Origin of the sequence: Actinomycetospora sp. CA-084318 (genome assembly GCF_050955885.1) — a bacterium.
Taxonomy (GTDB): domain Bacteria; phylum Actinomycetota; class Actinomycetes; order Mycobacteriales; family Pseudonocardiaceae; genus Actinomycetospora.
Genome location: NZ_CP192098.1, coordinates 1,679,348 through 1,701,319, shown reverse-complemented (window position 1 = coordinate 1,701,319; position 21,972 = coordinate 1,679,348). Strand labels below are relative to the sequence as shown.

Below are 21,972 nucleotides of genomic sequence, written 5' to 3'. Positions count from 1 at the left end.
CCCAGGCCGACAGCTCGGCACCTGCATCTCGATCGTACGCGAGCCGACCATGCCCGACGTCGGGAAGGGGCTCCCCGACGCCGAGCGATGGCTCACTTCTTGCCGGCCTTGGCCTTGTCCACGGCGTTCTGGTCGGTGGAGAGCGCGGCCACGAAGGCCTCCTGCGGGACGTCGACCCGGCCGATCGTCTTCATCCGCTTCTTGCCCTCCTTCTGCTTCTCCAGCAGCTTGCGCTTGCGCGTGATGTCGCCGCCGTAGCACTTGGAGAGGACGTCCTTGCGGATCGCGCGGATCGTCTCCCGGGCGATGATCCGGGAGCCGATCGCCGCCTGGATCGGCACCTCGAACTGCTGGCGCGGGATCAGCTCGCGCAGCTTGCCGGCCATCGAGTTGCCGTAGGCGTAGGCGGCGTCCTTGTGCACGACCGCGGAGAACGCGTCGACCGGCTCGCCCTGCAGCAGGATGTCGACCTTGACCAGGTCGGCGGGCTGCTCCCCGGCCGGCTCGTAGTTCAGCGAGGCGTAGCCGCGGGTCTTGGACTTCAGCACGTCGAAGAAGTCGAAGATGATCTCGGCGAGCGGCATCGAGTAGCGCAGCTCGACACGGCTGTCGGACAGGTAGTCCATGCCCTCGAGCTGCCCGCGCCGCGACTGGCAGAGCTCCATGATCGCGCCCACGAAGTCGGCCGGGGCGAGCACCGAGACCTTCGTGACCGGCTCGAAGACCGCCTTGACCTTGCCCTCGGGCCACTCGGCGGGGTTGGTCACCTCGACCTCGCCGCCGTCGTCGAGCTCGACCCGGTAGACGGTGTTCGGCGCGGTGGAGATGAGGTCGAGGCCGTACTCGCGCTCGAGGCGGTCGCGCGTGATCTCGAGGTGGAGCAGGCCGAGGAAGCCGCAGCGGAAGCCGAAGCCCAGCGCCGCCGACGTCTCCGGCTCGTAGGACAGCGCGGCGTCGTTGAGACGCAGCTTGTCCAGCGCGTCGCGCAGCAGCGGGTAGTCGCTGCCGTCGATCGGGTAGAGCCCGGAGAAGACCATGGGCTGCGGGTCCTGGTAGCCGCCGAGCGACTCCGTGGCGCCCTTGCGTTCGGTGGTCACCGTGTCGCCGACGCGCGACTGGCGCACGTCCTTCACGCCGGTCATCAGGTAGCCCACCTCGCCGACCCCGAGGCCCTGCGAGGGCTTCTGGTCCGGCGAGATGATCCCGACCTCGAGCAGCTCGTGCACCGCGTTCGTGCTCATCATGCGGATGCGCTCGCGCGGGGTGATCTTGCCGTCGACGACGCGGATGTAGGTGACGACGCCACGGTAGGTGTCGTAGACCGAGTCGAAGATCATCGCGCGGGCCGGGGCGTCGGCGTCGCCGACCGGGGCCGGGACCCGCCGCACGACCTCGTCGAGCACCGCCGCGACGCCGTCACCGGTCTTCGCGCTGATGCGCAGCACGTCGTCGGGCTCGCAGCCGATGAGGTGCGCGATCTCGGCGGCGTACTTCTCGGGCTCCGCGGCCGGCAGGTCGATCTTGTTGAGGACCGGGATGATCTCCAGGTCGTGGTCGAGCGCGAGGTAGAGGTTCGCGAGCGTCTGCGCCTCGATGCCCTGCGCGGCGTCGACCAGCAGGATCGCGCCCTCGCAGGCGGCGAGCGAGCGGCTCACCTCGTAGGTGAAGTCGACGTGCCCGGGGGTGTCGATGAGGTGCAGCACGTGGTCGCGCAGCTCGCCGTCGGGGCCGGCCGCACACCACGGCAGGCGCACGTTCTGCGCCTTGATGGTGATGCCGCGCTCGCGCTCGATGTCCATGCGGTCGAGGTACTGCGCGCGGTACGCCCGGTCGCCCAGGACGCCCGTGAGCTGCAGCATCCGGTCGGCCAGCGTGGACTTCCCGTGGTCGATGTGCGCGATGATGCAGAAGTTGCGGATCCGGTCCGGGGGCGTGAACGTCTCGTCGGCGTAGCCCACGGTGCCCGGTCGGCCAGGGGTCTTGGTCGACTGCTGGGTGGTGGTCTCGGTCAACGAGGTCTCGCCTTCCTGTCATCGGACGGTCGTGCTCCATCGTCCCACGACACCCCGACGGTCATCGTCGGCGAGGGCCGTTGGTAACCTGGAACCCACTGCGCCGTGCGGGCTGGACGCCTGTTGCGCGCCCGCACGAAGACACCCCAGCGATCAAGAGGTTCGAAAGCCCCGTGGCGAATATCAAGCAGCAGGTCAAGCGTAACCGCAAGAACGAGGAAGCCCGCCAGCGCAACAAGGCGGTCAAGTCCGAGATCAAGACGGCGATCCGTCGCTACCGCGAGACCGTCGAGTCCGGCGACGCCACCGCCGCCGACGAGCGTCGCCGCCACGCCGCGCGCCTGCTCGACAAGGCCGTGAGCAAGGGCGTCATCCACAAGAACCAGGCCGCGAACAAGAAGTCGCGCATGGCGCACCGCGCCTCGACCCACACGGTCGACGCGAAGGCCGGCAAGACCCCGGCGTAGTCCTTCCCGACGACGGGCGTCCCCTGGCTGGGGGCGCCCGTTTCGTCGTTCTGGGGCGGGCGTCGTCGCGAGGTACACGCCATGCCGGTGTGCGGGGCCGTATCCCTGTCTCACGGCACCTTCGCGGCGCATGGCGGGCCGGAGCCGCTGCGTGTCGTCGCGAGATGCACGACAGGCAGCCCGGCGTGGCCCCGGGCCTGCCCCTCGTCACCTTCGCGGCGGCCTCAGCGTCGGCGTGCCTGCCCGGCGAGGCCCGCCAGCTCCGAGGTGGCCCGCTCGAGGGCGTACGACGCGTCGGCCGCGACGCCCTTGACGTCCGCGTTCACGTCGGCCACCAGCGCCATGGCCCGCGTGAGCCCCGGGCCGTCCCAGCCGCGCGCCTGCCCCATGGCCTTCTTCACCTTGAACGGCGGCATCTTCAGCCGGCTCGCCAGGGCGCCCGGGTCGCCCCGGCCCGCGGCCGACACCCGGGCGATGGTGCGCACCGCGTCGGCCAGGGCGTCGGCGACCAGGACGTGCGGCACCCCCGTGTCGAGCGCGTAGCGCAGCGCCTCCAGGGCCCCCGCGCGGTCGCCCGACACCGCCTTCTCCGCCACCGCGAACCCCGTGACGTCGGCCCGGCCCCGGTGGAACCGGCGCACGGAGTCGGCGTCGACCTGGCCGCCCGAGTCGCTGACCAGCTGCGACGCGGCCGCCGCGAGCTCGCGCAGGTCGGCCCCGACCGCCTCCAGCAGCAGGTTCAGGGCCTCCCCCGTGATACCGCCGCCCGCCTGCCGGATCTCGTTCCGGACGAAGTCGGCTCGCCGGTCGGTCTCCCACGGCTTGAACTTGGCGGCCTCGCTGACGGCCGCGCCCGTCTTCTTCAGCCCGTCGACGAGCGCCTTGCCCTTCGCGCCACCGGGGTGCACGACGACGAGGGCGACCCCGTCCGTCGGCGCCTTCGCGTACTCGACCAGCACCGTGGTGACCTCGGCGTTCGCGTCCTGCGCCGCCTCGAGCACCACCACCCGCGACTCGGCGAACAGCGACGGGCTGACCAGCTCCGCGAGCACGCCCGCGGTGATCTCGTTCGCCTTGAGGGTGCGGACCTCGACGTCGGGGTCCGCACGGCGGGCCGCGGCGGTGGCCGTGGCCACGGCGCGCTCCACCAGCAGGCCCTCGTCCCCGACGACGAGGCGCACCGGCACGAGCTCGTCGGCGGGCTTGCTCCGCGCGCGGGGTGGCACGTCCTCATCCTCGCACCGACCCCCGACAGGGTGGCGTGGGCAACGTGTGGAGCAGTGGCCCCGCGTGCTCCGGGTGCCGTAACGTGCCCGGTGCGCGACCGCAGGGCGCTGGCCCGCGGACAACCGAATACGGCTCATCCAGAGGGGTAGAGGGAACGGCCCGACGACACCCCGGCAACCGGCGGCGCCTCCGCGTGCGCAAGACCGGTGCCAATTCCGACCCGCGGACCCGCGGGGAAGATGAGGAGAACACTCTTCCATGACCTTGACTGCGCCCGACCAGACGGCGACCGGCTACGACCTCGGCCCGGCGGCCGCCCTCTCGTGTCGCGCCTGCGGCCACCGCACCCCGCTCGCCCCGGAGTTCGCCTGTCCGCAGTGCTTCGGGCCCCTCGAGATCGCGTACGACTTCCCGTCGATCACCCGCGAGGAGATCGAGCGGGGCCCGAAGTCGATCTGGCGGTACCAGAAGCTCCTGCCGGTGCCCAGCACCGTGCAGGACCACCCGAACATGGACCCGGGCTTCACCCGCCTGATCCGCGCCGACCGCCTGGGCGCCGAGCTCGGCATCCGGAACCTGTGGGTCAAGGACGACACCGGCAATCCGACGCACTCCTTCAAGGACCGCGTCGTGGCCGTGGCGCTCGCCGCCGCCCGCGAGCTGGGCTTCACCGTGCTGGCCTGCCCGTCCACCGGGAACCTGGCCAACGCCACCGCCGCCGCGGCCGCCCGCGCCGGGTGGGAGTCGGTCGTGCTCATCCCCTCCTCGCTGGAGCGGGCCAAGGTCCTCATGACCGCGGTGTACGACACCAACCTCCTCGCCGTGGAGGGCAACTACGACGACGTCAACCGCCTCGCCACCGAGCTCGCGTTCGAGCAGGAGGACTGGGCCTTCGTCAACGTCAACGTCCGGCCGTACTACGCCGAGGGCTCCAAGAGCCTGGGCTACGAGATCTCCGAGCAGCTCGGGTGGCGCATCCCCGCGCAGACCGTGATCCCGGTGGCCTCCGGGTCGCAGCTCACGAAGATCGACAAGGCGTACGGCGAGCTGGTCTCGCTCGGGCTCGTCGACGGCGCCGACTGGCGGATCTTCGGCGCCCAGGCCGCCGGCTGCTCCCCCGTCTCGACCGCCTTCCGCGAGGGCACCGACGTGGTGAAGCCGCAGCGGCCCGACACGATCGCGCGCTCGCTGGCGATCGGGAACCCGGCCGACGGGCCCTACGTCCTCGACACCGTGCGCCGGACCGGCGGCGCCGTCACCGACGTGACCGACGACGAGGTCCGCGACGGCATCCGCCTGCTCGCCCGCACCGAGGGCATCTTCGCGGAGACCGCCGGCGGCGTGACCGTCGCCAACGCGAAGAAGCTCGTGGAGTCGGGGCAGCTCGACCCGGACGCCGACACCGTCCTGCTCATCACCGGCGACGGCCTGAAGACCCTCGACGCCATCGAGCACCAGGTCGGGCCGAAGGCCACGGTCCCGGCCACGTCGAAGGCCGTGCGCGAGGCCCTGGGTCTCTAGACCGGCTGCTACCGCCGCCGCGGGTCCGGCAGGGGGTCGCCCCGCGCGACCACCGCCGGACCTCGCGCGCCGGGCACGAGGGCGAGGTCCCCGCTCTCGTCGGTCCGGCGCACGAGCGCGCCCGTGCCGGCGAGCAGTCCCGTGATCGACGGGTTCGGGTGCCCGTAGGAGTTCCCCCGCCCGACGCTCACCAGCGCCAACCGCGAACCGGGCGCCACGAGGAACGCCGGCAGCGACGACCGCGACCCGTGGTGGGGCACCTTCAGCACCTCGGCGTGCAGGTCCGTCCCGGCGGCGAGCAGCGCATCCTGCGACGCCCGTTCCGCGTCGCCCGGCAGCAGCACCCGCCCCAGCGGGGTGCTCGCCCGCAGCACGAGGGACGTGTCGTTCACCTGCGACCCGTCCTCGCCGTCGACGTGCACGCCCGGATGCACCGGCCCGAGCACCTCCAGCGTCAGCCCCGGCCACCGCAGCACCACACCCTTCTCCATCCCGACGACGGGTGCTCCCGCCGCCCGCGCCCGTGCGCTCACCTGCGCGAGCGTCCCCACCGGCTCCCGGACCGGACCGACGGCCACCCCGCCCGTCGACCGGCCCCGCAGCGCCCCCGCGAGCCCGCCGACGTGGTCGACGTGCAGGTGCGAGAGCACGACCAGCGCGAGCGAGCGCACCCCGAGGCGCGCGAGGCAACGGTCCACCGGCCCCGCGTCGGCGCCGGCGTCGACCAGGACGGCCCGCCCCGGCTCCCCCGTCGCGAGGACGAGTGCGTCCCCCTGACCGACGTCGCACGCCACCACCGCCCATCCCGGCGGCGGCCACCCCACGGGCACGACCCGGGTGGGCACGAACACGAGCAGCAACCCGATCGCCGCGGCCAGGGCCACCAGGCGGACGCGCCGCCACCGCAGCGCGACGGCGCCGAGCACCACCAGGCCCGCGAGCACCAGGCCGCCGAGCACCCCGCCGGGCCAGCTGACCGTCGCCCCGTCGACACCCGCGCACCGACGGGCGACCCACACGAGCCACGACACCTCGGGCCCCGCCAGCCACACCGCCGCGTGCGCACCCCACGTCCACCACGGCGCCACGACCGCCGCGATGACGCCGAGGACGGTCGCGGGCGCGACCACGGGGGCCGCGAGCAGGTTGGCGAGGACGGCCACGAGGCTGACCTCGCCCGACAGGCCCGCCACCACGGGTGCGGTGACGACGTGGGCCGCGACCGGCACCGCGAGTGCCTCGGCCACGCCCGTCGGAATCCGGCGGGTCCGCATGGCCGCGACCAGAGGCGGGGCGAGCAGGACGAGCGCCCCCGTGGCGAGGACCGACAGGGCGAACCCCGCGTCGGTCGCCAGCGCCGGGTCGACGAGCAGCAGCCCCACCACCGTGGCCGCCAGCGCCGGGAGCACCGATCGCCGCCGACCCAGCGCGAGCGCGAGCAGCACCACGCCGCCCATCGCTCCAGCCCGCAGCACGCTCGGCGAGGGCCGGGCGAGCACCACGAACCCGACCAGCGCGAGCCCGGCGAGCACCGCCGCGGTCCGTGGTCCGGCCCGGGCGAGCCGCACCAGGAGCAGGACCGCCCCGAGGACGAACGCCACGTTCGAGCCGCTGACCGCGGTCAGGTGGGTCAGGCCCGCCGTCCGGAAGTCGTCGACCAGGTCCGCTGCGAGGCCCGAGGTGTCGCCCACGACGAGCCCCGGCAGCAGGCCCGCCGGGTCCTCGCCGAGCACCGCACGGGCGGCGTCGCGTAGCCCGGCACGCAGGTCGCCGGCCGCCACCTGCACCGTCGGCGGCGCCGCGACGTCCCGCGGCGGGCCACGGGTGCGCAGGACCGCGACCGTGAGGTCGCCGCGCGAGGACGACGCGAGCGACCCGCTGGTGGTCAGCCGCTGCCCCGGGAGGAGCCCGGCCCAGCCCTCGGCGGGCGCGAGCACGACCACGTGCCCCTCCCCCACCCAGCGGCCGCCGCCGGTCTGCGCGGCGACCAGGTCCGCCCGGACCACGACCCGCGGACCGCCGAGGCCGGACGACCGCAGGGGCGCCGGATCGTCGGTGAGGACCACCTCGAGCGTCGCCGCCGAGCTCCCGGCCGCCGCCGCGCGCACCGGGTGGGCGGCGACCTGCCAGGCCGCCGACGACGAGACCCCGCCGACCGCCGCCGCACACGCGCCCGCCGCGATCAGCCCCGCGGCCCAGCGCCGGTCCCGGCGCACGACCCCGACGGCCGCCGCCACCAGCGCCGCGACCGTGACGAGGGCGCCCGGGCCCCACCCGACGCCGAGCGCCACCAGCGCCGCACCCCAGGCCGCGAGCGCCGCGGGCACGAGGCGTGCGTCGAGCCGGGGCCGCTCCCCGTCCGGCGCGCTCACACCCGCACCAGGTCGCGCAGCGTGCCGAAGCGGGCCTCGCCGATGCCCGGGATCTCGCGGAGCTGCTCGACCGCCGTGAACCGCCCGTTCTGGGTCCGCCAGTCGAGGATCTTCTTCGCGGTCACGGGACCGACCCCCGGCAGCCCGTCGAGCTGCTCGAGCGTCGCCGCGTTCAGGTCGAGCCTGCCGTCCCCCGCCGGGGCCGCCGTGGCACCGGGAGCCGGAGCGGCCGCAGCCGGGGCGGCCGGCCCCGCCGGTCCACCCACGACGATCTGCTGCCCGTCCACCACCCGGGCGGCGAGGTTCAGCGGCGTGAGGTCGACCTTCGGCAGCGCGCCACCGGCCGCGTCGACCGCCTCCCCGACCCGGGCGCCGTCCCGCAGCGTCACCAGACCGGGCCGCCGCACCTTGCCCGCCACGTGCACCACGACCGGCGCACCCGGCTCCGACGCGGGACCGGCGGGGGCGGCGGAGGAGGTCGAGGGCGACGTCGCCACCACGGGCAGTCCCGGCACCGGCTCGGCCACCGGCCGCCCGCCCCACACCCCGAGCCCCGTGACGACCGCCGCCACCACGACCACCGCCGCCAACGCGAGCGCGCCCCACCGGCCCGGGTCCCAGCGCGCCGCGGTCCAGGACGCGGGCAGCCACCGCGCCGCCCCGCGCGCCGGCGGGTCCCACGCGCTCGGCCGGACCGGCGCGTACGCCGGCTGCTCCGGGACGGCCTCGTCGTACACGAGCGACGCCCCGGGCGTCGCCGGCGGCGCCGTGGGCCAGCCCTGCCGCACCGACCCCTCGTCGGGAAGGGCGGCCTGCAGCCGGAGCCGGGGGTCCTGGGTCACCCGGCCGACGCTAGGACCGGTCGGCCGCGTTCTCCCAGGTCAGCGCCCCGCCCTGTGGATCACCGGGGTCCGGGATGCCACTGTGGACAGCTCGCTGCTCCGTCCGGAGCAGCTCGGCCACCGCCTCCCCGACCATCCGGTGCGCCGGCCAGCCCCAGTGGATGCCGTCGGGGTTGCCGTGTCCGCCGAGCACGTGCTCGACGACCAGCGGGGCCACCTCCAGCACCCGCACCCCCGACCGCACCGCCCACGCCCGCATCGCCGCGACGTGCGCGGTCCGTCCCGTGTGCACCCCGCCGTACAGCGGTGACCGGTGGACCGACGGCAGCAGCAGCACCATCGGCGCGTGCGGGCGCAGGGTGGTCACCGCGACCCGGATCTGCTCCAGGCACCGCACCGTCTCGCCGGGCGGCAGCGCCGTCGGACGGCCACCGGTCAGGCGGACGAGCCGCGCGTGCCGGTCCCGGTAGGCCCGCCGGACCCGCGCGGCCAACGACGGCGGCCGCAGCACCGGGATCAGCTCCCGCACGGCCGTCGGCAGCGGGGAGGGCAGGGAGTCCATCCCGCCGACCCCGAGCGCCACCGCGTCGGCCGTGCGCACCGACGCCCACACCCGCGGGTCGGTCCGCACCGCCGTCCAGGCGTGCCGCGCCGTCCAGCCGAGCCCGGCGTGCAGGTCGACCGACGTCCCCAGGCAGGAGCCCGCGACCTGCGGCCACAGCCGCGGCTCGTCGACCGGGTGGGCGGTGCGGGGCCCGTGGAAGCTCAGCGAGTCCCCGAGCACCAGCAGGCTCACGCCTCCGCGCCCCACCGGACGAGACGCCAGCGGTCCACCCGGTGCTCGAGGACCGCGGTCCGGCAGTTGCCCAACGGCGCGAGCGCACCCCAGTGGTCGGTCGGCAGCCCGAGGAACCCGCAGGTCAGCGCGAGGATGACACCGCCGTGCGCGACGAGCAGGGCGGTGCCGTCGAGGTCGGCGTCGAGCAGCTCCTGCACCACCGGCAGCGCCCGCACGTACGCGTCGTGGCGCGACTCGCCGTCCGGCGGGCGGTAGTGCGGGTCCAGCCGCCAGGCGTCGAGCCCCCCGGGCCAGCCGGCGTCCACCTCGTCGTCGACGAGGCCCTGCCAGCGGCCGACGTCGGTCTCGCGCAGCCGCGGCTCCTTGCGCGGCTCGACGTCGAGGCCGTCGGACGCGGCCGCCGCGGTCTGCCAGGCGCGGGCCTGGTCGGAGGCGAGCACGACGACCGGTGCCAACGTCCGGACGCCGGGTGCGGTCGCGTCGGCCTGCGCCTGCCCGGTCCCGTCGAGCGGGGGGTCGAGCCGCCCCTGCATGCGGCGCTCGGCGTTCCAGGCGGTGCGTCCGTGCCGGAGCAGGACGATGCGGTCCAGCACCCGGCTACTCCGCGCTGCGCGGCAGCGAGACCTCGGCCGGCAGGTCGATGTGGGGGCAGTCCTTCCACAGCCGCTCGAGGCCGTAGAAGTCGCGCTCGTCGGAGTGCAGCACGTGCACCACGACGTCGCCGAAGTCCAGCAGCACCCAGCGGGCCTCCTGCGTGCCCTCGCGCCGGACCGGCTTCACGTCCTCGCCGCGCAGCTTCTCCTCGACGTTGTCGACGACCGCCTGCACCTGGCGCTCGTTCGGCGCCGAGGCGATGACGAAGCAGTCGGTGAGCGGGAGCCGTTCGGAGACGTCGATCGCGACGACGTCCTGGGCGAGCTTGTCGGCGGCGGCCAGGGCCGCGACCTCGGCCAGGCGGAGCGCGTGATCGGTGGCGGCCATCGCGGTGAGCTTACCGTCGCTCCGGTTTCGTTGTCGGTGGTGCCGTTCATACTCCCGTCATGCACGACGCCGCGAGCACGCAGACCTCGGCGTTCGGGGACGGCCTCGCCCAGGGCCCGGACCTCGAGGCCGCCGCCGAGACCGCCGTGGCCGCCGCCACCGCGCCGCTGCAGGGGCGGCGCCCCGACCTGATGTCGGTCTTCGTCTCGCACCCCGACCCCGACGTCGCGGCCGCGGTGGGGCGCCAGGCCATGCAGATCGCCGGGGCCACCACCACGCTCGGCTGCCGCGCCTCGGGCGTGATCGGCGACGGCCGCGGGGTGGAGGACGCCCCCGCGGTCGCCGTGTGGGCGGCGTCGCTGCCCGGGGTGCGGGTCACGCCGTTCCACCTGCAGGCCGCCCGGCACGAGAGCGGCATCTCGGTCGGCGGCATGCCGGTGCCCGCGGAGGACGACGCGGTGGCCGTGCTGCTCGCCGATCCGTTCACGTTCCCGGCGCAGGGCTTCGTCGAGCAGTCCGGCCAGGCGCTGCCCGGGCTGCCGCTGGTCGGCGGGCTCGCCACCGCCCCGGTCGGCAGCTCGGCGCTCGGCCCCGCGCGGCCCGGCCCGGGCGGCGCGCGGCTGTTCCTCGACGGCGAGGTCCACGAGCGCGGCGCCGTGGGGGTGCTGCTCGGCGGGGACGTCGCAGTGCGCACCCTGGTCAGCCAGGGCTGCCGCCCGATCGGCCCGACGATGACCGTGACGGGCGCCGAGGGCTCCCAGCTCACCTCCCTGGCCGGGCAGCCGGCCTACCGCAAGCTCGAGGAGATCCTGCGCGACCTCGGCGAGGAGGACTCGGCGCTGGCCATGCGCGGCCTGCACCTCGGCATCGCCATGGACGAGTACGCCGACGAGCACGGCCGCGGGGACTTCCTGGTGCGCGGCGTCGTCGGCGCCGACGAGGAGGCGGGCACGGTCGCGGTCGGGGACGTCGTCGAGGTCGGGCGCACCGTGCGGTTCCACGTGCGTGACGCGTCGACCGCCGGGGAGGACCTCGACGCCCTCATGGCCCTCACCGCCGACGACGCCCCCGCCGGGGGCGCGCTGCTGTTCTCCTGCACCGGGCGGGGCCGGGTCATGTTCGGGGAGGACACCTCGCACGACGTCCGGGCGATCCGCCGTGGCCTCGCGCCCCGCGTGGCCGGGTTCTTCGCCGACGGCGAGATCGGTCCGGTCGCCGCGAAGAACCACCTGCACGGCTTCACCGCGTCGGTGCTCGCCTTCGGGTAGGTGCGCTGCGCGCCCGTGAGTACGTGTCCGGGTCCCGGCACGGATCACTGCTCACGGGGCCTGCGGCCACCTTGCGGATAGATGGTCTCGCCGCGTTCGAGCATCGCCACGTACTCGGCGATCCGCCGGGCGCGGGTCCGGGTGGTCTTCAGCTGCCCGAGCCGGTGGGTGAGCGCGTACCGGTTCTGGCTGGTCAGCGTCTCGAACATGGCCGACGCCGCCGGGGAGGCCGCGATCGCGGCGGCCAGGTCGTCGGGGACAGTCGCCGTCGCGGGGCCCGCGTACGCCGCGTCCCACCGGCCGTCGCCCTTCGCCCGCTCCACCTCGGCGAGCCCGGCCTCGTGCATCCGGCCCTCCTCGGTGAGCCGGGCGACGTAGCCGACGTTGCGGGCCGACCACGGTGAGCGCGCCCGCCGCGGGGTGAACCGCTGGAACGTCGTCCACTCGTCGCGACGCCGGGCCTGCCCGTCGATCCAGCCGAAGCACAGCGCCTCGTCGAGCGCGGTCGCGTAGGTCAGGACCGTCGGCGGTTCGGGGAGGGCGAGCGCCGCCTTCTTGGCGAGCACCAGCCACACCCCGGTGGGGTCGGCGTGGTTGGCCTCGAGCCAGAGCCGCCACGACCCGGCGTCGGGGAGCAGGAGTTCCGGCTGGTCCACGCGGTCATTCTGACGGAGCCGGGTTTTCTGGCACTGGGTGCAAGCAGTGACGCATTGCTGGCACCCGGAGGGTGCTAACCCAGGTGCTCCAGCCGCGACGGGGAGCCGCCGTTGCGGTAGAGGCCGCGCTTGGCGATGTACTGCACCACGCCGTCGGGCACCAGGTACCAGACCGGTTCGCCCTTCTCGACGCGCGCCCGGCAGTCGGTCGACGAGATCGCCATGGCGGGCACCTCGATCAACGACACCGCACCCTTCGGCAGGTGGTCGGACACCAGCTCGAACCCCGGCCGGGTGACGCCGACGAAGTGCGCGATCTCGAACATCTCGTCGGCGCGGTGCCAGGAGAGGATCTGCTCGAGGGCGTCGGCGCCGGTGATGAAGTACAGCTCGTCGTCGGGGAAGACCTCGGCGAGGTCGCGCAGGGTGTCGACGGTGTAGGTGGGCCCGTCGCGGTCGACGTCGACCCGGCTGACCGTGAAGCGCGGGTTCGAGGCGGTCGCCACGACCGTCATCAGGTACCGGTCCTCGGCTGCGGTGACCTCGGTCTTCGACTTCTGCCACGGCTGCCCGGTGGGCACGAACACGACCTCGTCGAGGTCGAAGCGCAGGGCCGCCTCGCTGGCCGCGACCAGGTGCCCGTGATGGATCGGGTCGAACGTGCCGCCCATGACGCCGACGCGCATCCCCATCGAACTGGCCTCTCGCTAGACCGGGAGCAGTCCGCCGACCACGCCGGCGAGCTGGGCCGCCGTGCGGCACTCGTGCATCGGCATGACCCGGCCGTACTCGATCGCCGCCGAGTCGCCGGTCCCCCACTGCCGCTGCGGCTCGGGATTCAACCAGTGCGCGTGCCGGGCCCTCGCGACGACGGCCCGCAGGACCCCGAGCGCCGGGTCCTGGTGGTTGGTGCGGGCATCACCGAGCACGAGCAGCGAGCTGCGGTCGGTCACGGCGTCCGGCCAGCGGTCGGCGAAGCGCTCGAACGCCCGGCCGTAGTCGGAGTGCCCGCTCCACGCGACGAGGCCGCGCCGGGAGTGCACCTCGGTGAGGATGCCCGCGAGGTCGGCGCCCGGGGTGAACAGGTCGGTCACCTCGACGCAGCCGTCCACGAAGCAGAAGATCCGGATGCGGGAGAACTGCTCGCGCAGCGCCTGGACCAGCATCATCGTGAAGTGGCTGAACCCGGCGACGGAGCCGGAGACGTCGCAGAGCAGCACCAGCTCGGGGCGCCCCGGCCGCGGGCGGCGGTGGACCAGGTTCACCGGCACGCCGCCGGTCGACATCGAGCGGCGCAGGGTGCGGCGCATGTCGATCGGGCCGCGGTGCGCCCGACGACGACGGGCCGCGAGCCGCGTGGCCAGGTGGCGGCCGAGCGGGGCGACCCGTCGTCGCAGGTCGGCGAGCGTGTCCGCGCCGGCGGACAGGAAGTCGGTCTGCTCGGCCTGGCGCCGCACCCCGGTCCGGGCGGCCGCCTCCCGGCCACGGATCTCGCTGCCGCGCCGCGTCGTCTCGCCCTGCACCATCCGGCGGAACTCGGCGATCCGCGCGCGGGTCTCGCGGCGCGCGACCTCCTCCGCGAACGGGCTGTCGGCGGCGTCCGCCTGCCGGCGGGTGCGCAGCTCGGCGAGCACCCGCGCGAGCAGCGTCTCGGGCTTGACGCTGTTGAGCGCCTGGTAGGAGGAGAACCCCGACGGCGGACCCTGCGAGCCGTCGCGGCCCTGGCCGCCGCTGCCCCCCGAGCCCTGGCCCCGGCCCGCCCCGAGGGTGCCCAGACCGTCGACCACGGCGCGGGCGAGCTCGGAGAGCGCGGCGGTGTCGCCGTCGACCAGGAGCTCGGCGAGCAGGTCGCGCAGCGCGTCGATGTCGACCGAGCCGTCCTCGGCGTAGGGCAGCGCGACCTCGCCGAGCGCCGCGCCCTGCCCCAGCGGCCACCACAGTTCGAACAGCGCGTCGAAGGTCTGCCGCTGGCCGCTGCGGCGCAGCAGCGCCGCGGCGAGCCCCTCCCGGAGCTGCTCGCGGCGCAGCAGGTCGATCTCGGCCATCACCGCGGCGGCGTCGACGGTCTCGCCCGGCCCGACGTCGACGTGGTGGTGGCGCAGGGCCTGCACGAAGTCGACGAGGTGGGCCGGGAGGCCGCGTTCGGGGGTCGTCGCCGTCATCAGTTCAACCGCAGTTCCGAGGAGGCCTTGACCAGGTCCGCGCGGTGCTTGAGGACGACGCCGAGGCTCTGGCGCACGGCCTCGTCGTCGAGGGTGTCCAGGCCGAGGGCCACGAGGGTGCGCGCCCAGTCGATCGTCTCCGACACCGACGGCGCCTTGCGCAGCTCCAGCCCGCGCAGCACCCCGATGATGCGCACCAGCTCCTCGGCGAGCGCCTCCCCGAGCTGCGGGACACGGGAGGCGACGATCCGCCGCTCGAGCTCGGCGTCGGGGAAGTCGAGGTGCAGGAACAGGCAGCGTCGCTTCAGCGCCTCGGACAGCTCGCGGGTCGCGTTCGAGGTGAGCAGCGTGAACGGCTTCTGGGTGGCGGTGATGGTGCCGAGCTCGGGGACGGTGACCTGGAAGTCGCCGAGCACCTCGAGCAGCAGGCCCTCGACCTCGACGTCGGCCTTGTCGGTCTCGTCGACGAGCAGCACCGTCGGCTCGTCACGACGGATCGCGGTGAGCAGCGGGCGGGTGAGGAGGAACTCCTCGGAGAACACGTCGTCGCGGGTGGCGTCCCAGTCCTGTCCCTGGCTGGCCTGGATGCGCAGCAGCTGCTTGGCGTGGTTCCACTCGTAGAGCGCGCGGGCCTCGTCGATGCCCTCGTAGCACTGCAACCGCACGAGCCCGGCGTCGGTCGCCTCGGCCACCGCCCGCGCGAGCTCGGTCTTCCCCACGCCGGCCGGGCCCTCGACCAGCAGCGGCTTGCCGAGCCGGTCGGCGAGGAAGACGGTCGTCGCGACCGCGTTCGAGGCGAGGTAGCCGACGTCGCCGAGGCGCGTGACGACGTCGTCGACGGAGTCGAAGAGAGTCGCCCGGCCGGTCGCGTCGCTGCCCACGGTCCGCATCCTGCCCGGAGATCGACGAGTTGTCCCCCGCTGATCACGGGGACTGGGCCACATCCGACGTCGGGAACGCCCCGGACGGAGATCAGGCGAACGCCCCGCTGTAGGCGTTGAGCGCGGGCTGGCCCCCGAGGTGGGCGTAGAGCACCGTCGAGCCGCGGTCGATCTCCCCGCCGACGACGAGGTCGACCAGGCCGGCCATCGACTTGCCCTCGTAGACCGGGTCGAGGATGACGCCCTCGAGGCGGGCGGTCAGCTCGATCGCGTCGCGGGTGGAGGCGACCGGGATGCCGTAGCGCTCGCCGGCCCAGCCCTCGAGGACGGTGACCTCGTCGTCGCGCAGGTCGCGCTCGAGGCCGATCAGCTTCGCGGTGTGGCGGGCGATGCGGTCGACCTGGTCGCGGGTCTTCTCGAGGGTCGCGGAGGCGTCGATCCCGATCACCCGCCGGGGGCGGTCGGACTGCGCGAAGCCGGCGATCATCCCGGCGTGCGTGGAGCCGGTGACGGTGCAGACGACGATGGTGTCGAAGAAGACACCGAGCGCCGCCTCCTGCTCCTCGACCTCGCGAGCCCACTGCGCGAACCCGAGGCCGCCCAGCGGGTGCTCCGAGGCCCCGGCGGGGATGCCGTAGGGGACGCCGCCGGCGTCGCGGACCTCCTGCAGGGCGCGCTCGTAGGAGTCGCGCAGGCCGATGTCGAAGCCCGCCGGGTCGAGCCGCACGTCCGCGCCGAGGATGCGCGAGAGCAGGATGTTGCCGACCTTGTCGTTCACGCTGTCGGGCCAGTCGACCCAACGTTCCTGGACGAGGCGGGCCTTCAGGCCGAGCTTCGCCGCGACGGCCGCCACCTGCCGGGTGTGGTTGGACTGCACGCCCCCGATGGAGACGAGCGTGTCGGCGCCGCTGGCCAGGACGTCCGGGACGATGTACTCCAGCTTCCGGGTCTTGTTGCCGCCGTAGGCGAGCCCGGAGTTGCAGTCCTCGCGCTTGGCCCAGATCGCGGCGCCCCCGAGGTGGGCGGTGAGCCGGTCGAGCCGGTGGACCGGGCTGGGACCGAAGAGCAGCAGGTGGCGGTCGAAGTCGTCGAGGGACACGGCGTTCTCCTAGGTGAGGGTGAGCCAGTTGGCGCGGGCCTCGCGGCCCGCCTCGTCGGCGTCGCCGGCCCGCAGGAGCTCGACGATCCGGGCGTGCTGGGCGACCGAGGCACGTCCGGTCAGGGACGCGAAGCGGGTGCGTTCCATGCGGCGGAGCAGGGGCGTGACCTGGTCGAGGGTGTCGCGCAGCGCCCGGTTGGCGGCGACCTCGACGGGGACGCCGTGGAAGGCGTCGTCGGCGGCGATGGCGGCGTCGACGTCGTCGTCGTGCAGGGCGCGCTCGAACCGCTGGTTCGCGTGGGTCATCGCGTGCAGGTGCGCGTCGGTGAGGTGCGGCGCGGCGGCGCGGGTCGCGAGCTCGTGCATCGCCGCCGCCACCTCGGCGGCGTCGCGCGCGGCCCGGTGGTCCAGCGGGCTGACGACGGTGGAACTGCCCGGCTTCACGACGACGAGGCCCGCGAGTTCCAGCCGGGCGATCGCCTCCCGCACGGGGGTGCGGCTGACGCCGAGCCAGCGGCAGAGCTCGGCGTCGTGCAGGCGCTCCCCCGGCTCCAGGGTCCCGTCGACGATGGCCGCGCGGAGCTGCGCGAACACCTGCTCGCGCAGGGAGGTCCGCGGGGCCGCGGCGTCGGAGCTCGGAACCGGCATGCGATATATTGCATGGCAGATCCCACGGGATGTCAAGGACCGGCCCACGCTGTCGGGCCCCTGTGCTTTCGTGGGGCCATGACGACCTCGCCCTCGGAGCTGACCACCGATCTCCGTGCTGACGCCGAGGCCACGCTGCAGCGGCTGGCGGGCCCGGACGCCCGTCTGCGCGAGGACCAGTGGCGGGCGATCGAGGCGTTGGTCGCGCACGGGCGGCGCGCGCTGGTCGTCCAGCGCACCGGGTGGGGCAAGTCGGCGGTGTACTTCGTGGCCACGGCCCTGCTGCGGGCCCGCGGGAAGGGTCCGACGGTGATCGTCAGCCCGCTGCTGGCGCTCATGCGCAACCAGATCGAGGCGGCCGAGCGCGCGGGGATCCGGGCGGTGACGGTCAACTCGGCGAACACCGACGACTGGCAGGCGGTCTACGGCGAGGTCCGCGCCGGTGAGGTCGACGTCTTGCTCGTCAGCCCGGAGCGGCTGAACAACCCGGAGTTCCGCGACCAGGTGCTCCCCGAGCTCTCCCGCACGGCCGGGCTGCTCGTGGTCGACGAGGCGCACTGCATCTCCGACTGGGGGCACGACTTCCGGCCCGATTACCGCCGGCTCCGCACGCTCATCTCCGAGCTGCCCGAGGGCGTGCCCGTCCTCGCCACCACGGCCACGGCGAACGACCGCGTGACCACCGACGTGGCCGACCAGCTCGGGGTCAGCGGTCAGGGCGACGGCGCGCTGGTGGTGCGCGGCGAGCTGGACCGCGAGTCGCTGCACCTCAACGTGCTGTCCCTGGCGAAGGGCGCCGACCGGTTCGCGTGGCTCGCGCAGCACCTCGACGAGCTGCCGGGCTCGGGGATCGTCTACACGCTCACGGTCAGCGCGGCCGACGAGCTCGCCGCGTTCCTGCGCGAACGTGGCCACGCGGTGACCGCGTACACCGGGAAGACCGACCCGGCCGACCGCGAGCGCGCGGAGGACGACCTGCTGGCCAACCGGGTCAAGGCGCTCGTGGCCACGTCCGCGCTCGGGATGGGCTTCGACAAGCCCGACCTCGGCTTCGTCGTCCACCTCGGGGCGCCGCAGTCGCCGGTGGCCTACTACCAGCAGATCGGCCGCGCCGGCCGTGGCGTGGAGCGCGCGGAGGTGCTCCTGCTGCCCGGCCCGGAGGACCGCGACATCTGGGCCTACTTCGCCTCGCTGGCCTTCCCCGGCGAGCCGCAGGTGCGGGTGGCCCTCTCGGTGCTCGGCGACGCCGGCCGGCCGCTGTCGACCGCGGCGCTCGAGCCGCGCGTCGAACTGTCCCGCGGGCGCCTCGAGATGATGCTCAAGGTCCTCGACACCGACGGCGCGGTGAAGCGGGTCAAGGGCGGCTGGGAGGCCACCGGGCAACCTTGGGAGTACGACGGGAAGCGCTACCTCGGCCTGGCGAAGGCCCGGCGGGCCGAGCAGCAGGCGATGCTCGACTACATCACCACCGACGGCTGCCGCATGGAGTTCCTCCGCCGCCAGCTCGACGACCCGGGGGCCCGCCCGTGCGGGCGGTGCGACAACTGCACCGGCAAGCACTACGACCCGTCGGTCGGCGAGGACGTCCGGGTGCAGGCCCAGGAGGTGCTCGACCGCCCCGGGGTGCCGCTCGCGCCGCGCAAGCAGTGGCCGAGCGGGATGGACGCGCTGGACGTGCCGCTCAAGGGCAAGATCAGGCCGGAGGAGTCCGCCGAGGAGGGCCGCGCCATCGGTCGGCTCACCGACGTCGGGTGGGGCCCCCGCCTGCGCCCGCTGATGCGCGCCGACGACCTCACGCCCGACGCGGTCGTGGACGCGGCCGTGCAGGTGCTCAAGGGGTGGGGCTGGGCGGAGCGGCCGACCGGGATCGTCTGGCTGCCCAGCCGCACCCGGCCCGCCCTGGTGGAGAGCTTCGCCCAGCGGATCGCCTCGATCGGGAGGCTCCCGCTGCTCGGGGCGCTCGCCGACGACGCGCCGCCGGTCTACTCCGACCCGGAGGACGACAGCGAGCCGGAGCCGCCCAACTCGGCGCAACGCCTCGCCGAGGTGTACCGGCGGCTGTCCGTCCCGGCGGAGCTCGACCCGGAGAGCCTGCAGGCGGGACCGGTGCTGCTGATCGACGACGTGTCCGACTCGGGGTGGACGCTCACCGTCGCGGCGATGCTGCTGCGCCGCGCCGGCGCCCCGGCCGTGCTGCCGCTGACCGTGGCGACGACGAACTGACGCCCGCTCTCTATCGTCGACCCATGCGCGCCCGGACCCCGCTCCGCATCGTCGGCGTCGTCGCCGCCCTGCTCGGCCTGCTGTTCGCCCTGCAGGGCATCGGCCTCGTGGGCGGCAGCTTCATGACCGGCCAGCGGCTCTGGCTGGTCATCGGGATCGTGCTCGTCGTCCTCGGGATCCTGGTGGCCTCCGGCGGGCTCTTCCGCCGCGGGCCCCACCGCTGAACCGGCCTCGTCAGCCCTCCGGGCGCAGGACGCCGCGCTGGTAGGCGCGCACCAACCGGCGCGGCACGCGGATCTCGCGTCCGTCGACCGTGATCGGCACGAGGTCGGGCGCCTCGGCCTTCCACTGCGACCGGCGGGCGTGGGTGTTGGCGCGCGACATCCGGCGCTTCGGGACAGCCATGCCCGTGATGATAACCGTTACCGATAGAGCCTCTGGCCTCCACGGTGACACCAGGCATCCCGAGCGGCCCGCGAACCTGACTGATGTCCCTCTCGGGAGGGGCGGGGACACCCCGCGCGGCCACTGGACGGCACCCGATCGTTCGGTGAGAGTGACCGGGCACCCCGCACGGCTGGAGGGAAGGGACGACGTGGACACCCGCGCCAACACCGTGGACGGCGTCCTGCGCCGCAGCGCCCGCCGTACGCCCGACCGCCCGGCGCTGGTCTTCGACGACCGCACGTGGACCTACCGCGAGCTCGACGAGGCCACCACCCGGACGGCCGCCTGGCTGCGCAGCCTCGGCGTGGCCCAGGGCGATCGCGTCGCCACCTACGGCCGCAACTCCGACGCCTACGTCCTCAGCTTCCTCGGCGCCGCCCGCCTCGGCGCGGTGCACGTGCCCGTGAACTACGCGCTCACCGGCGAGGAGCTCGCCTACCTGGTCGACCAGTCGGGCTCGAAGGTCCTGATCGTCGACCCCGCGCTCGCCGGGCACGTCGAGGCCCTCGACCACCGGCCCGACCAGGTCGTCCCGATGCGCGACGCCCCCGGCAGCCTGCTCGAGGCGGCACGGACCGGGGCGGTGCCCGAGCTCGACGTGACCGTCGACGACGGCGACCTCGTCCAGCTGCTCTACACGAGCGGCACGACGTCGAAGCCCAAGGGCGCGATGATGACCCACCGCGGGCTCGTCCACCACTACGTGTCCTGCCTCCACGCCCTGACCCTGGAGCAGGACGACGACCCGCTGGTCTGCATGCCGATCTACCACTCCGCCGGCATGCACGTGTTCACGCTGCCCTACCTCGCGGTCGGGGCGACGGTGCGCATGATGGAGGCCCCGGACGTCCCGGAGATCCTCCGCCGCGTCGAGGCCGAGCGGATCGGTTCGCTCTTCCTCGCCCCCACGGTGTGGGTGCCGGCGGTGAACCACGCCGACTTCGCGACCCGCGACCTGTCCAGCCTGCGCAAGGCCCACTACGGCGCGTCGATCATGCCGGGCCCGATCCTCGCGCGGCTCCGCGAGCGGCTGCCGGAGCTGGGCGTCTACAACTGCTTCGGCCAGTCCGAGATCGGCCCGCTCGCGACCGTGCTGCAGCCCGAGGAGCACGACGAGCGCCCGGAGTCGTGCGGGCGGCCGGTCCTGTTCGTCGAGCTGCGGGTGATCGACGAGAACGGCGACGACGTGGCGCCCGGCGGGTCCGGCGAGGTCGTCTACCGCTCGCCCCAGCTCTGCGAGGGGTACTGGGACAAGCCCGAGGAGACCGCGGAGGCGTTCCGGGACGGCTGGTTCCACTCCGGCGACCTGGTGCGGATCGACGAGCAGGGCTTCATCACCGTCGTCGACCGGATCAAGGACGTGATCAACACCGGCGGCATCCTCGTCGCGTCCCGCGAGGTGGAGGACGCGCTGTACACCCACGACGCGGTCGCCGAGGTCGCCGTGATCGGCACGCCCGACGACCGGTGGATCGAGGCCGTCACGGCCTTCGTCGTCCTGCGCCCCGAGCACGCCGACGGGTTCGACCCGGCCGCCCTCGTCGAACACGCGAGGGGCCGGCTCGCGAAGTACAAGGTGCCGAAGTCGGTGCACCTCGTCGAGGAACTGCCGCGCAACCAGTCCGGGAAGCTGCTCAAGCGGGTCCTGCGGGACGCGGTGTGACGGCGCCCGTCGCGCCCCGCGGGAACTGGTTCACCCGCGGCGGGTGGTGGTTCTTCGTCCACGTCCTGAGCCTCGGCGTCCTGACGGTGGTCCCCTACGCGCACGCGGCCACGGTGACCCGCCGTCGGGCGCACGCGGTCGTCGCCGCGGCGGTCGGCGCGGCGACGGTGCTCTGGATCGTGCTGGTCTCGGTCGCGCCCCGGGACGTCACCGGCCGCACCACCGGCGCACCGAACGCGATCGCCGCCCTGATCTTCTTCGTGCTCCTCGTCGGCGGGCTCGTCGGCCTGATCGTGCTGCGGACACAGGTGTACGGCGGCACCCGCGCTCCGTCGCGTCCGGACGGCTCCGATCCCGCCGTCTCCCGGGCGCTCGCCGCGCGGCGGCGTCGGACCGAGGCGCGGCGCCTCGTCACCGACGACCCCCTGCTGGCCCGCGAGCTGCGCATCGGCCGGCCCGACCTGCCCCGCGACTACGACGACGGCGGCCTCGTCGACCTCAACACCGCGCCCGCGCCGGCCATCGCCGACCTCTGCGGACTCGACCCCGCCCAGGCCGGGCGGATCGTGCAGGCCCGGCAGGCCGCGGGCCGGTTCGCCTCCGTCGAGGACGTCTTCTCCTGGACCGAACTCCCCGTCGACACGTGGGACCGCATCCGCGATCGCGGCGTCACGCTCTGACCGACCCGCCTCGCGTCGTGCGAC

Annotated in this window: 21 protein-coding genes and 1 riboswitch; of the genes, 7 read left to right on the top strand and 14 right to left on the bottom strand. The window is 74.4% G+C overall.

The genetic code is table 11. The annotated features are described in order from the left end of the window. Positions 1 to 92: 92 nt before the first annotated feature. Positions 93 to 1,958 carry a translation elongation factor 4 gene (gene lepA, locus ACQPYX_RS08340; RefSeq protein WP_433803693.1) on the bottom strand — a complete coding sequence of 622 codons (1,866 nt, stop codon included), beginning with the start codon at positions 1,956 to 1,958 and terminating at the stop codon, positions 93 to 95. Positions 1,959 to 2,185: 227 nt separating this feature from the next. Between lepA and rpsT the strand changes: the two genes are divergently transcribed. Beyond that, positions 2,186 to 2,479, top strand: coding sequence for a 30S ribosomal protein S20 (gene rpsT, locus ACQPYX_RS08335; protein WP_433802422.1), 294 nt, complete (start codon positions 2,186 to 2,188; stop codon positions 2,477 to 2,479). 224 nt (positions 2,480 to 2,703) lie between these two features. Here rpsT and holA read toward each other — a convergent pair whose 3' ends face one another. Further along, complete coding sequence (gene holA / locus ACQPYX_RS08330; protein WP_433802421.1) at positions 2,704 to 3,705, bottom strand: DNA polymerase III subunit delta; 1,002 nt, start codon at positions 3,703 to 3,705, stop codon at positions 2,704 to 2,706. 131 nt (positions 3,706 to 3,836) lie between these two features. Further along, positions 3,837 to 3,952: riboswitch (SAM riboswitch) on the top strand. Positions 3,953 to 3,964: 12 nt separating this feature from the next. On the opposite strand from holA, the gene thrC reads away from it, so the two are divergent. Beyond that, the gene (gene thrC, locus ACQPYX_RS08325; protein ID WP_433802420.1) at positions 3,965 to 5,227 is read left to right on the top strand and encodes a threonine synthase; all 1,263 of its coding nucleotides are present in this window, start codon (positions 3,965 to 3,967) and stop codon (positions 5,225 to 5,227) included. Positions 5,228 to 5,235: 8 nt separating this feature from the next. Here thrC and ACQPYX_RS08320 read toward each other — a convergent pair whose 3' ends face one another. The 5 genes from ACQPYX_RS08320 to rsfS are packed head-to-tail and all read right to left on the bottom strand — an operon-like array spanning position 5,236 to position 10,221. After that, entirely contained in the window at positions 5,236 to 7,599 is a 2,364-nt protein-coding gene (locus ACQPYX_RS08320; RefSeq protein ID WP_433802419.1) for a ComEC/Rec2 family competence protein, read from the bottom strand. Next, positions 7,596 to 8,441 (bottom strand): helix-hairpin-helix domain-containing protein, encoded by an 846-nt coding sequence (locus tag ACQPYX_RS08315; protein ID WP_433802418.1) that lies wholly within the window; start codon positions 8,439 to 8,441, stop codon positions 7,596 to 7,598. The genes ACQPYX_RS08320 and ACQPYX_RS08315 overlap by 4 nt, the downstream gene beginning before the upstream one ends. A 10-nt stretch (positions 8,442 to 8,451) precedes the next feature. Continuing rightward, positions 8,452 to 9,237 (bottom strand): diglucosylglycerate octanoyltransferase, encoded by a 786-nt coding sequence (gene octT / locus ACQPYX_RS08310; protein ID WP_433802417.1) that lies wholly within the window; start codon positions 9,235 to 9,237, stop codon positions 8,452 to 8,454. Continuing rightward, entirely contained in the window at positions 9,234 to 9,833 is a 600-nt protein-coding gene (locus ACQPYX_RS08305) for a histidine phosphatase family protein (RefSeq protein WP_433802416.1), read from the bottom strand. The genes octT and ACQPYX_RS08305 overlap by 4 nt, the downstream gene beginning before the upstream one ends. 4 nt (positions 9,834 to 9,837) lie before the next feature. Then, positions 9,838 to 10,221, bottom strand: coding sequence for a ribosome silencing factor (gene rsfS, locus ACQPYX_RS08300; RefSeq protein ID WP_433802415.1), 384 nt, complete (start codon positions 10,219 to 10,221; stop codon positions 9,838 to 9,840). Positions 10,222 to 10,280: 59 nt separating this feature from the next. Here rsfS and ACQPYX_RS08295 point away from each other — a divergent pair, with 59 nt between their 5' ends. Continuing rightward, the gene (locus tag ACQPYX_RS08295; protein ID WP_433802414.1) at positions 10,281 to 11,489 is read left to right on the top strand and encodes an FIST signal transduction protein; all 1,209 of its coding nucleotides are present in this window, start codon (positions 10,281 to 10,283) and stop codon (positions 11,487 to 11,489) included. A 44-nt stretch (positions 11,490 to 11,533) separates the two neighbouring features. Here the strand turns inward: ACQPYX_RS08295 and ACQPYX_RS08290 are convergent, their stop codons facing one another. The 6 genes from ACQPYX_RS08290 to ACQPYX_RS08265 form a co-directional block, all read right to left on the bottom strand. Next, complete coding sequence (locus ACQPYX_RS08290) at positions 11,534 to 12,145, bottom strand: YdeI/OmpD-associated family protein (RefSeq protein ID WP_433802413.1); 612 nt, start codon at positions 12,143 to 12,145, stop codon at positions 11,534 to 11,536. A gap of 74 nt (positions 12,146 to 12,219) precedes the next feature. After that, positions 12,220 to 12,837: a nicotinate-nucleotide adenylyltransferase gene (gene nadD / locus ACQPYX_RS08285; RefSeq protein WP_433802412.1), complete on the bottom strand. Its 618-nt coding sequence runs from the start codon at positions 12,835 to 12,837 to the stop codon at positions 12,220 to 12,222. Positions 12,838 to 12,852: 15 nt separating this feature from the next. After that, a complete protein-coding gene (locus ACQPYX_RS08280; protein ID WP_433802411.1) occupies positions 12,853 to 14,307 on the bottom strand; it encodes a VWA domain-containing protein in 1,455 nt (484 codons plus the stop codon). Continuing rightward, entirely contained in the window at positions 14,307 to 15,197 is an 891-nt protein-coding gene (locus ACQPYX_RS08275) for an AAA family ATPase (protein ID WP_433802410.1), read from the bottom strand. The genes ACQPYX_RS08280 and ACQPYX_RS08275 overlap by 1 nt, the downstream gene beginning before the upstream one ends. Before the next feature lie 82 nt (positions 15,198 to 15,279). Beyond that, complete coding sequence (locus tag ACQPYX_RS08270; protein WP_433802409.1) at positions 15,280 to 16,287, bottom strand: 1-aminocyclopropane-1-carboxylate deaminase; 1,008 nt, start codon at positions 16,285 to 16,287, stop codon at positions 15,280 to 15,282. Positions 16,288 to 16,296: 9 nt separating this feature from the next. Continuing rightward, entirely contained in the window at positions 16,297 to 16,935 is a 639-nt protein-coding gene (locus ACQPYX_RS08265) for a GntR family transcriptional regulator (protein ID WP_433802408.1), read from the bottom strand. A 78-nt stretch (positions 16,936 to 17,013) separates the two neighbouring features. Here ACQPYX_RS08265 and ACQPYX_RS08260 point away from each other — a divergent pair, with 78 nt between their 5' ends. Together ACQPYX_RS08260 and ACQPYX_RS08255 are read left to right on the top strand one after the other, a co-directional pair. Continuing rightward, positions 17,014 to 19,158: a RecQ family ATP-dependent DNA helicase gene (locus tag ACQPYX_RS08260; RefSeq protein ID WP_433802407.1), complete on the top strand. Its 2,145-nt coding sequence runs from the start codon at positions 17,014 to 17,016 to the stop codon at positions 19,156 to 19,158. Between the two features lie 23 nt (positions 19,159 to 19,181). Continuing rightward, a complete protein-coding gene (locus ACQPYX_RS08255) occupies positions 19,182 to 19,382 on the top strand; it encodes a hypothetical protein (RefSeq protein WP_433802406.1) in 201 nt (66 codons plus the stop codon). Positions 19,383 to 19,392: 10 nt separating this feature from the next. Here the strand turns inward: ACQPYX_RS08255 and rpmF are convergent, their stop codons facing one another. Continuing rightward, positions 19,393 to 19,563, bottom strand: a complete 171-nt coding sequence (rpmF, locus tag ACQPYX_RS08250) for a 50S ribosomal protein L32 (protein ID WP_433802405.1) — start codon at positions 19,561 to 19,563, stop codon at positions 19,393 to 19,395. Between the two features lie 190 nt (positions 19,564 to 19,753). Here rpmF and ACQPYX_RS08245 point away from each other — a divergent pair, with 190 nt between their 5' ends. Further along, positions 19,754 to 21,268: a fatty acyl-CoA synthetase gene (locus tag ACQPYX_RS08245; RefSeq protein WP_433802404.1), complete on the top strand. Its 1,515-nt coding sequence runs from the start codon at positions 19,754 to 19,756 to the stop codon at positions 21,266 to 21,268. Continuing rightward, entirely contained in the window at positions 21,265 to 21,948 is a 684-nt protein-coding gene (locus tag ACQPYX_RS08240; RefSeq protein WP_433802403.1) for a ComEA family DNA-binding protein, read from the top strand. The genes ACQPYX_RS08245 and ACQPYX_RS08240 overlap by 4 nt, the downstream gene beginning before the upstream one ends. Positions 21,949 to 21,972 lie beyond the last annotated feature (24 nt).

Coding starts and splice junctions, on each gene's coding strand:
- thrC (WP_433802420.1), top strand. CDS start 3,965: ATGACCTTGACTGCGCCCGACCAGACGGCGACCGGCTACGACCTCGGC.
- rsfS (WP_433802415.1), bottom strand. CDS start 10,221: ATGGCCGCCACCGATCACGCGCTCCGCCTGGCCGAGGTCGCGGCCCTG.
- ACQPYX_RS08295 (WP_433802414.1), top strand. CDS start 10,281: ATGCACGACGCCGCGAGCACGCAGACCTCGGCGTTCGGGGACGGCCTC.
- nadD (WP_433802412.1), bottom strand. CDS start 12,837: ATGGGGATGCGCGTCGGCGTCATGGGCGGCACGTTCGACCCGATCCAT.
- ACQPYX_RS08280 (WP_433802411.1), bottom strand. CDS start 14,307: ATGACGGCGACGACCCCCGAACGCGGCCTCCCGGCCCACCTCGTCGAC.
- ACQPYX_RS08275 (WP_433802410.1), bottom strand. CDS start 15,197: ATGCGGACCGTGGGCAGCGACGCGACCGGCCGGGCGACTCTCTTCGAC.
- ACQPYX_RS08265 (WP_433802408.1), bottom strand. CDS start 16,935: ATGCCGGTTCCGAGCTCCGACGCCGCGGCCCCGCGGACCTCCCTGCGC.
- ACQPYX_RS08260 (WP_433802407.1), top strand. CDS start 17,014: ATGACGACCTCGCCCTCGGAGCTGACCACCGATCTCCGTGCTGACGCC.
- ACQPYX_RS08255 (WP_433802406.1), top strand. CDS start 19,182: ATGCGCGCCCGGACCCCGCTCCGCATCGTCGGCGTCGTCGCCGCCCTG.
- rpmF (WP_433802405.1), bottom strand. CDS start 19,563: ATGGCTGTCCCGAAGCGCCGGATGTCGCGCGCCAACACCCACGCCCGC.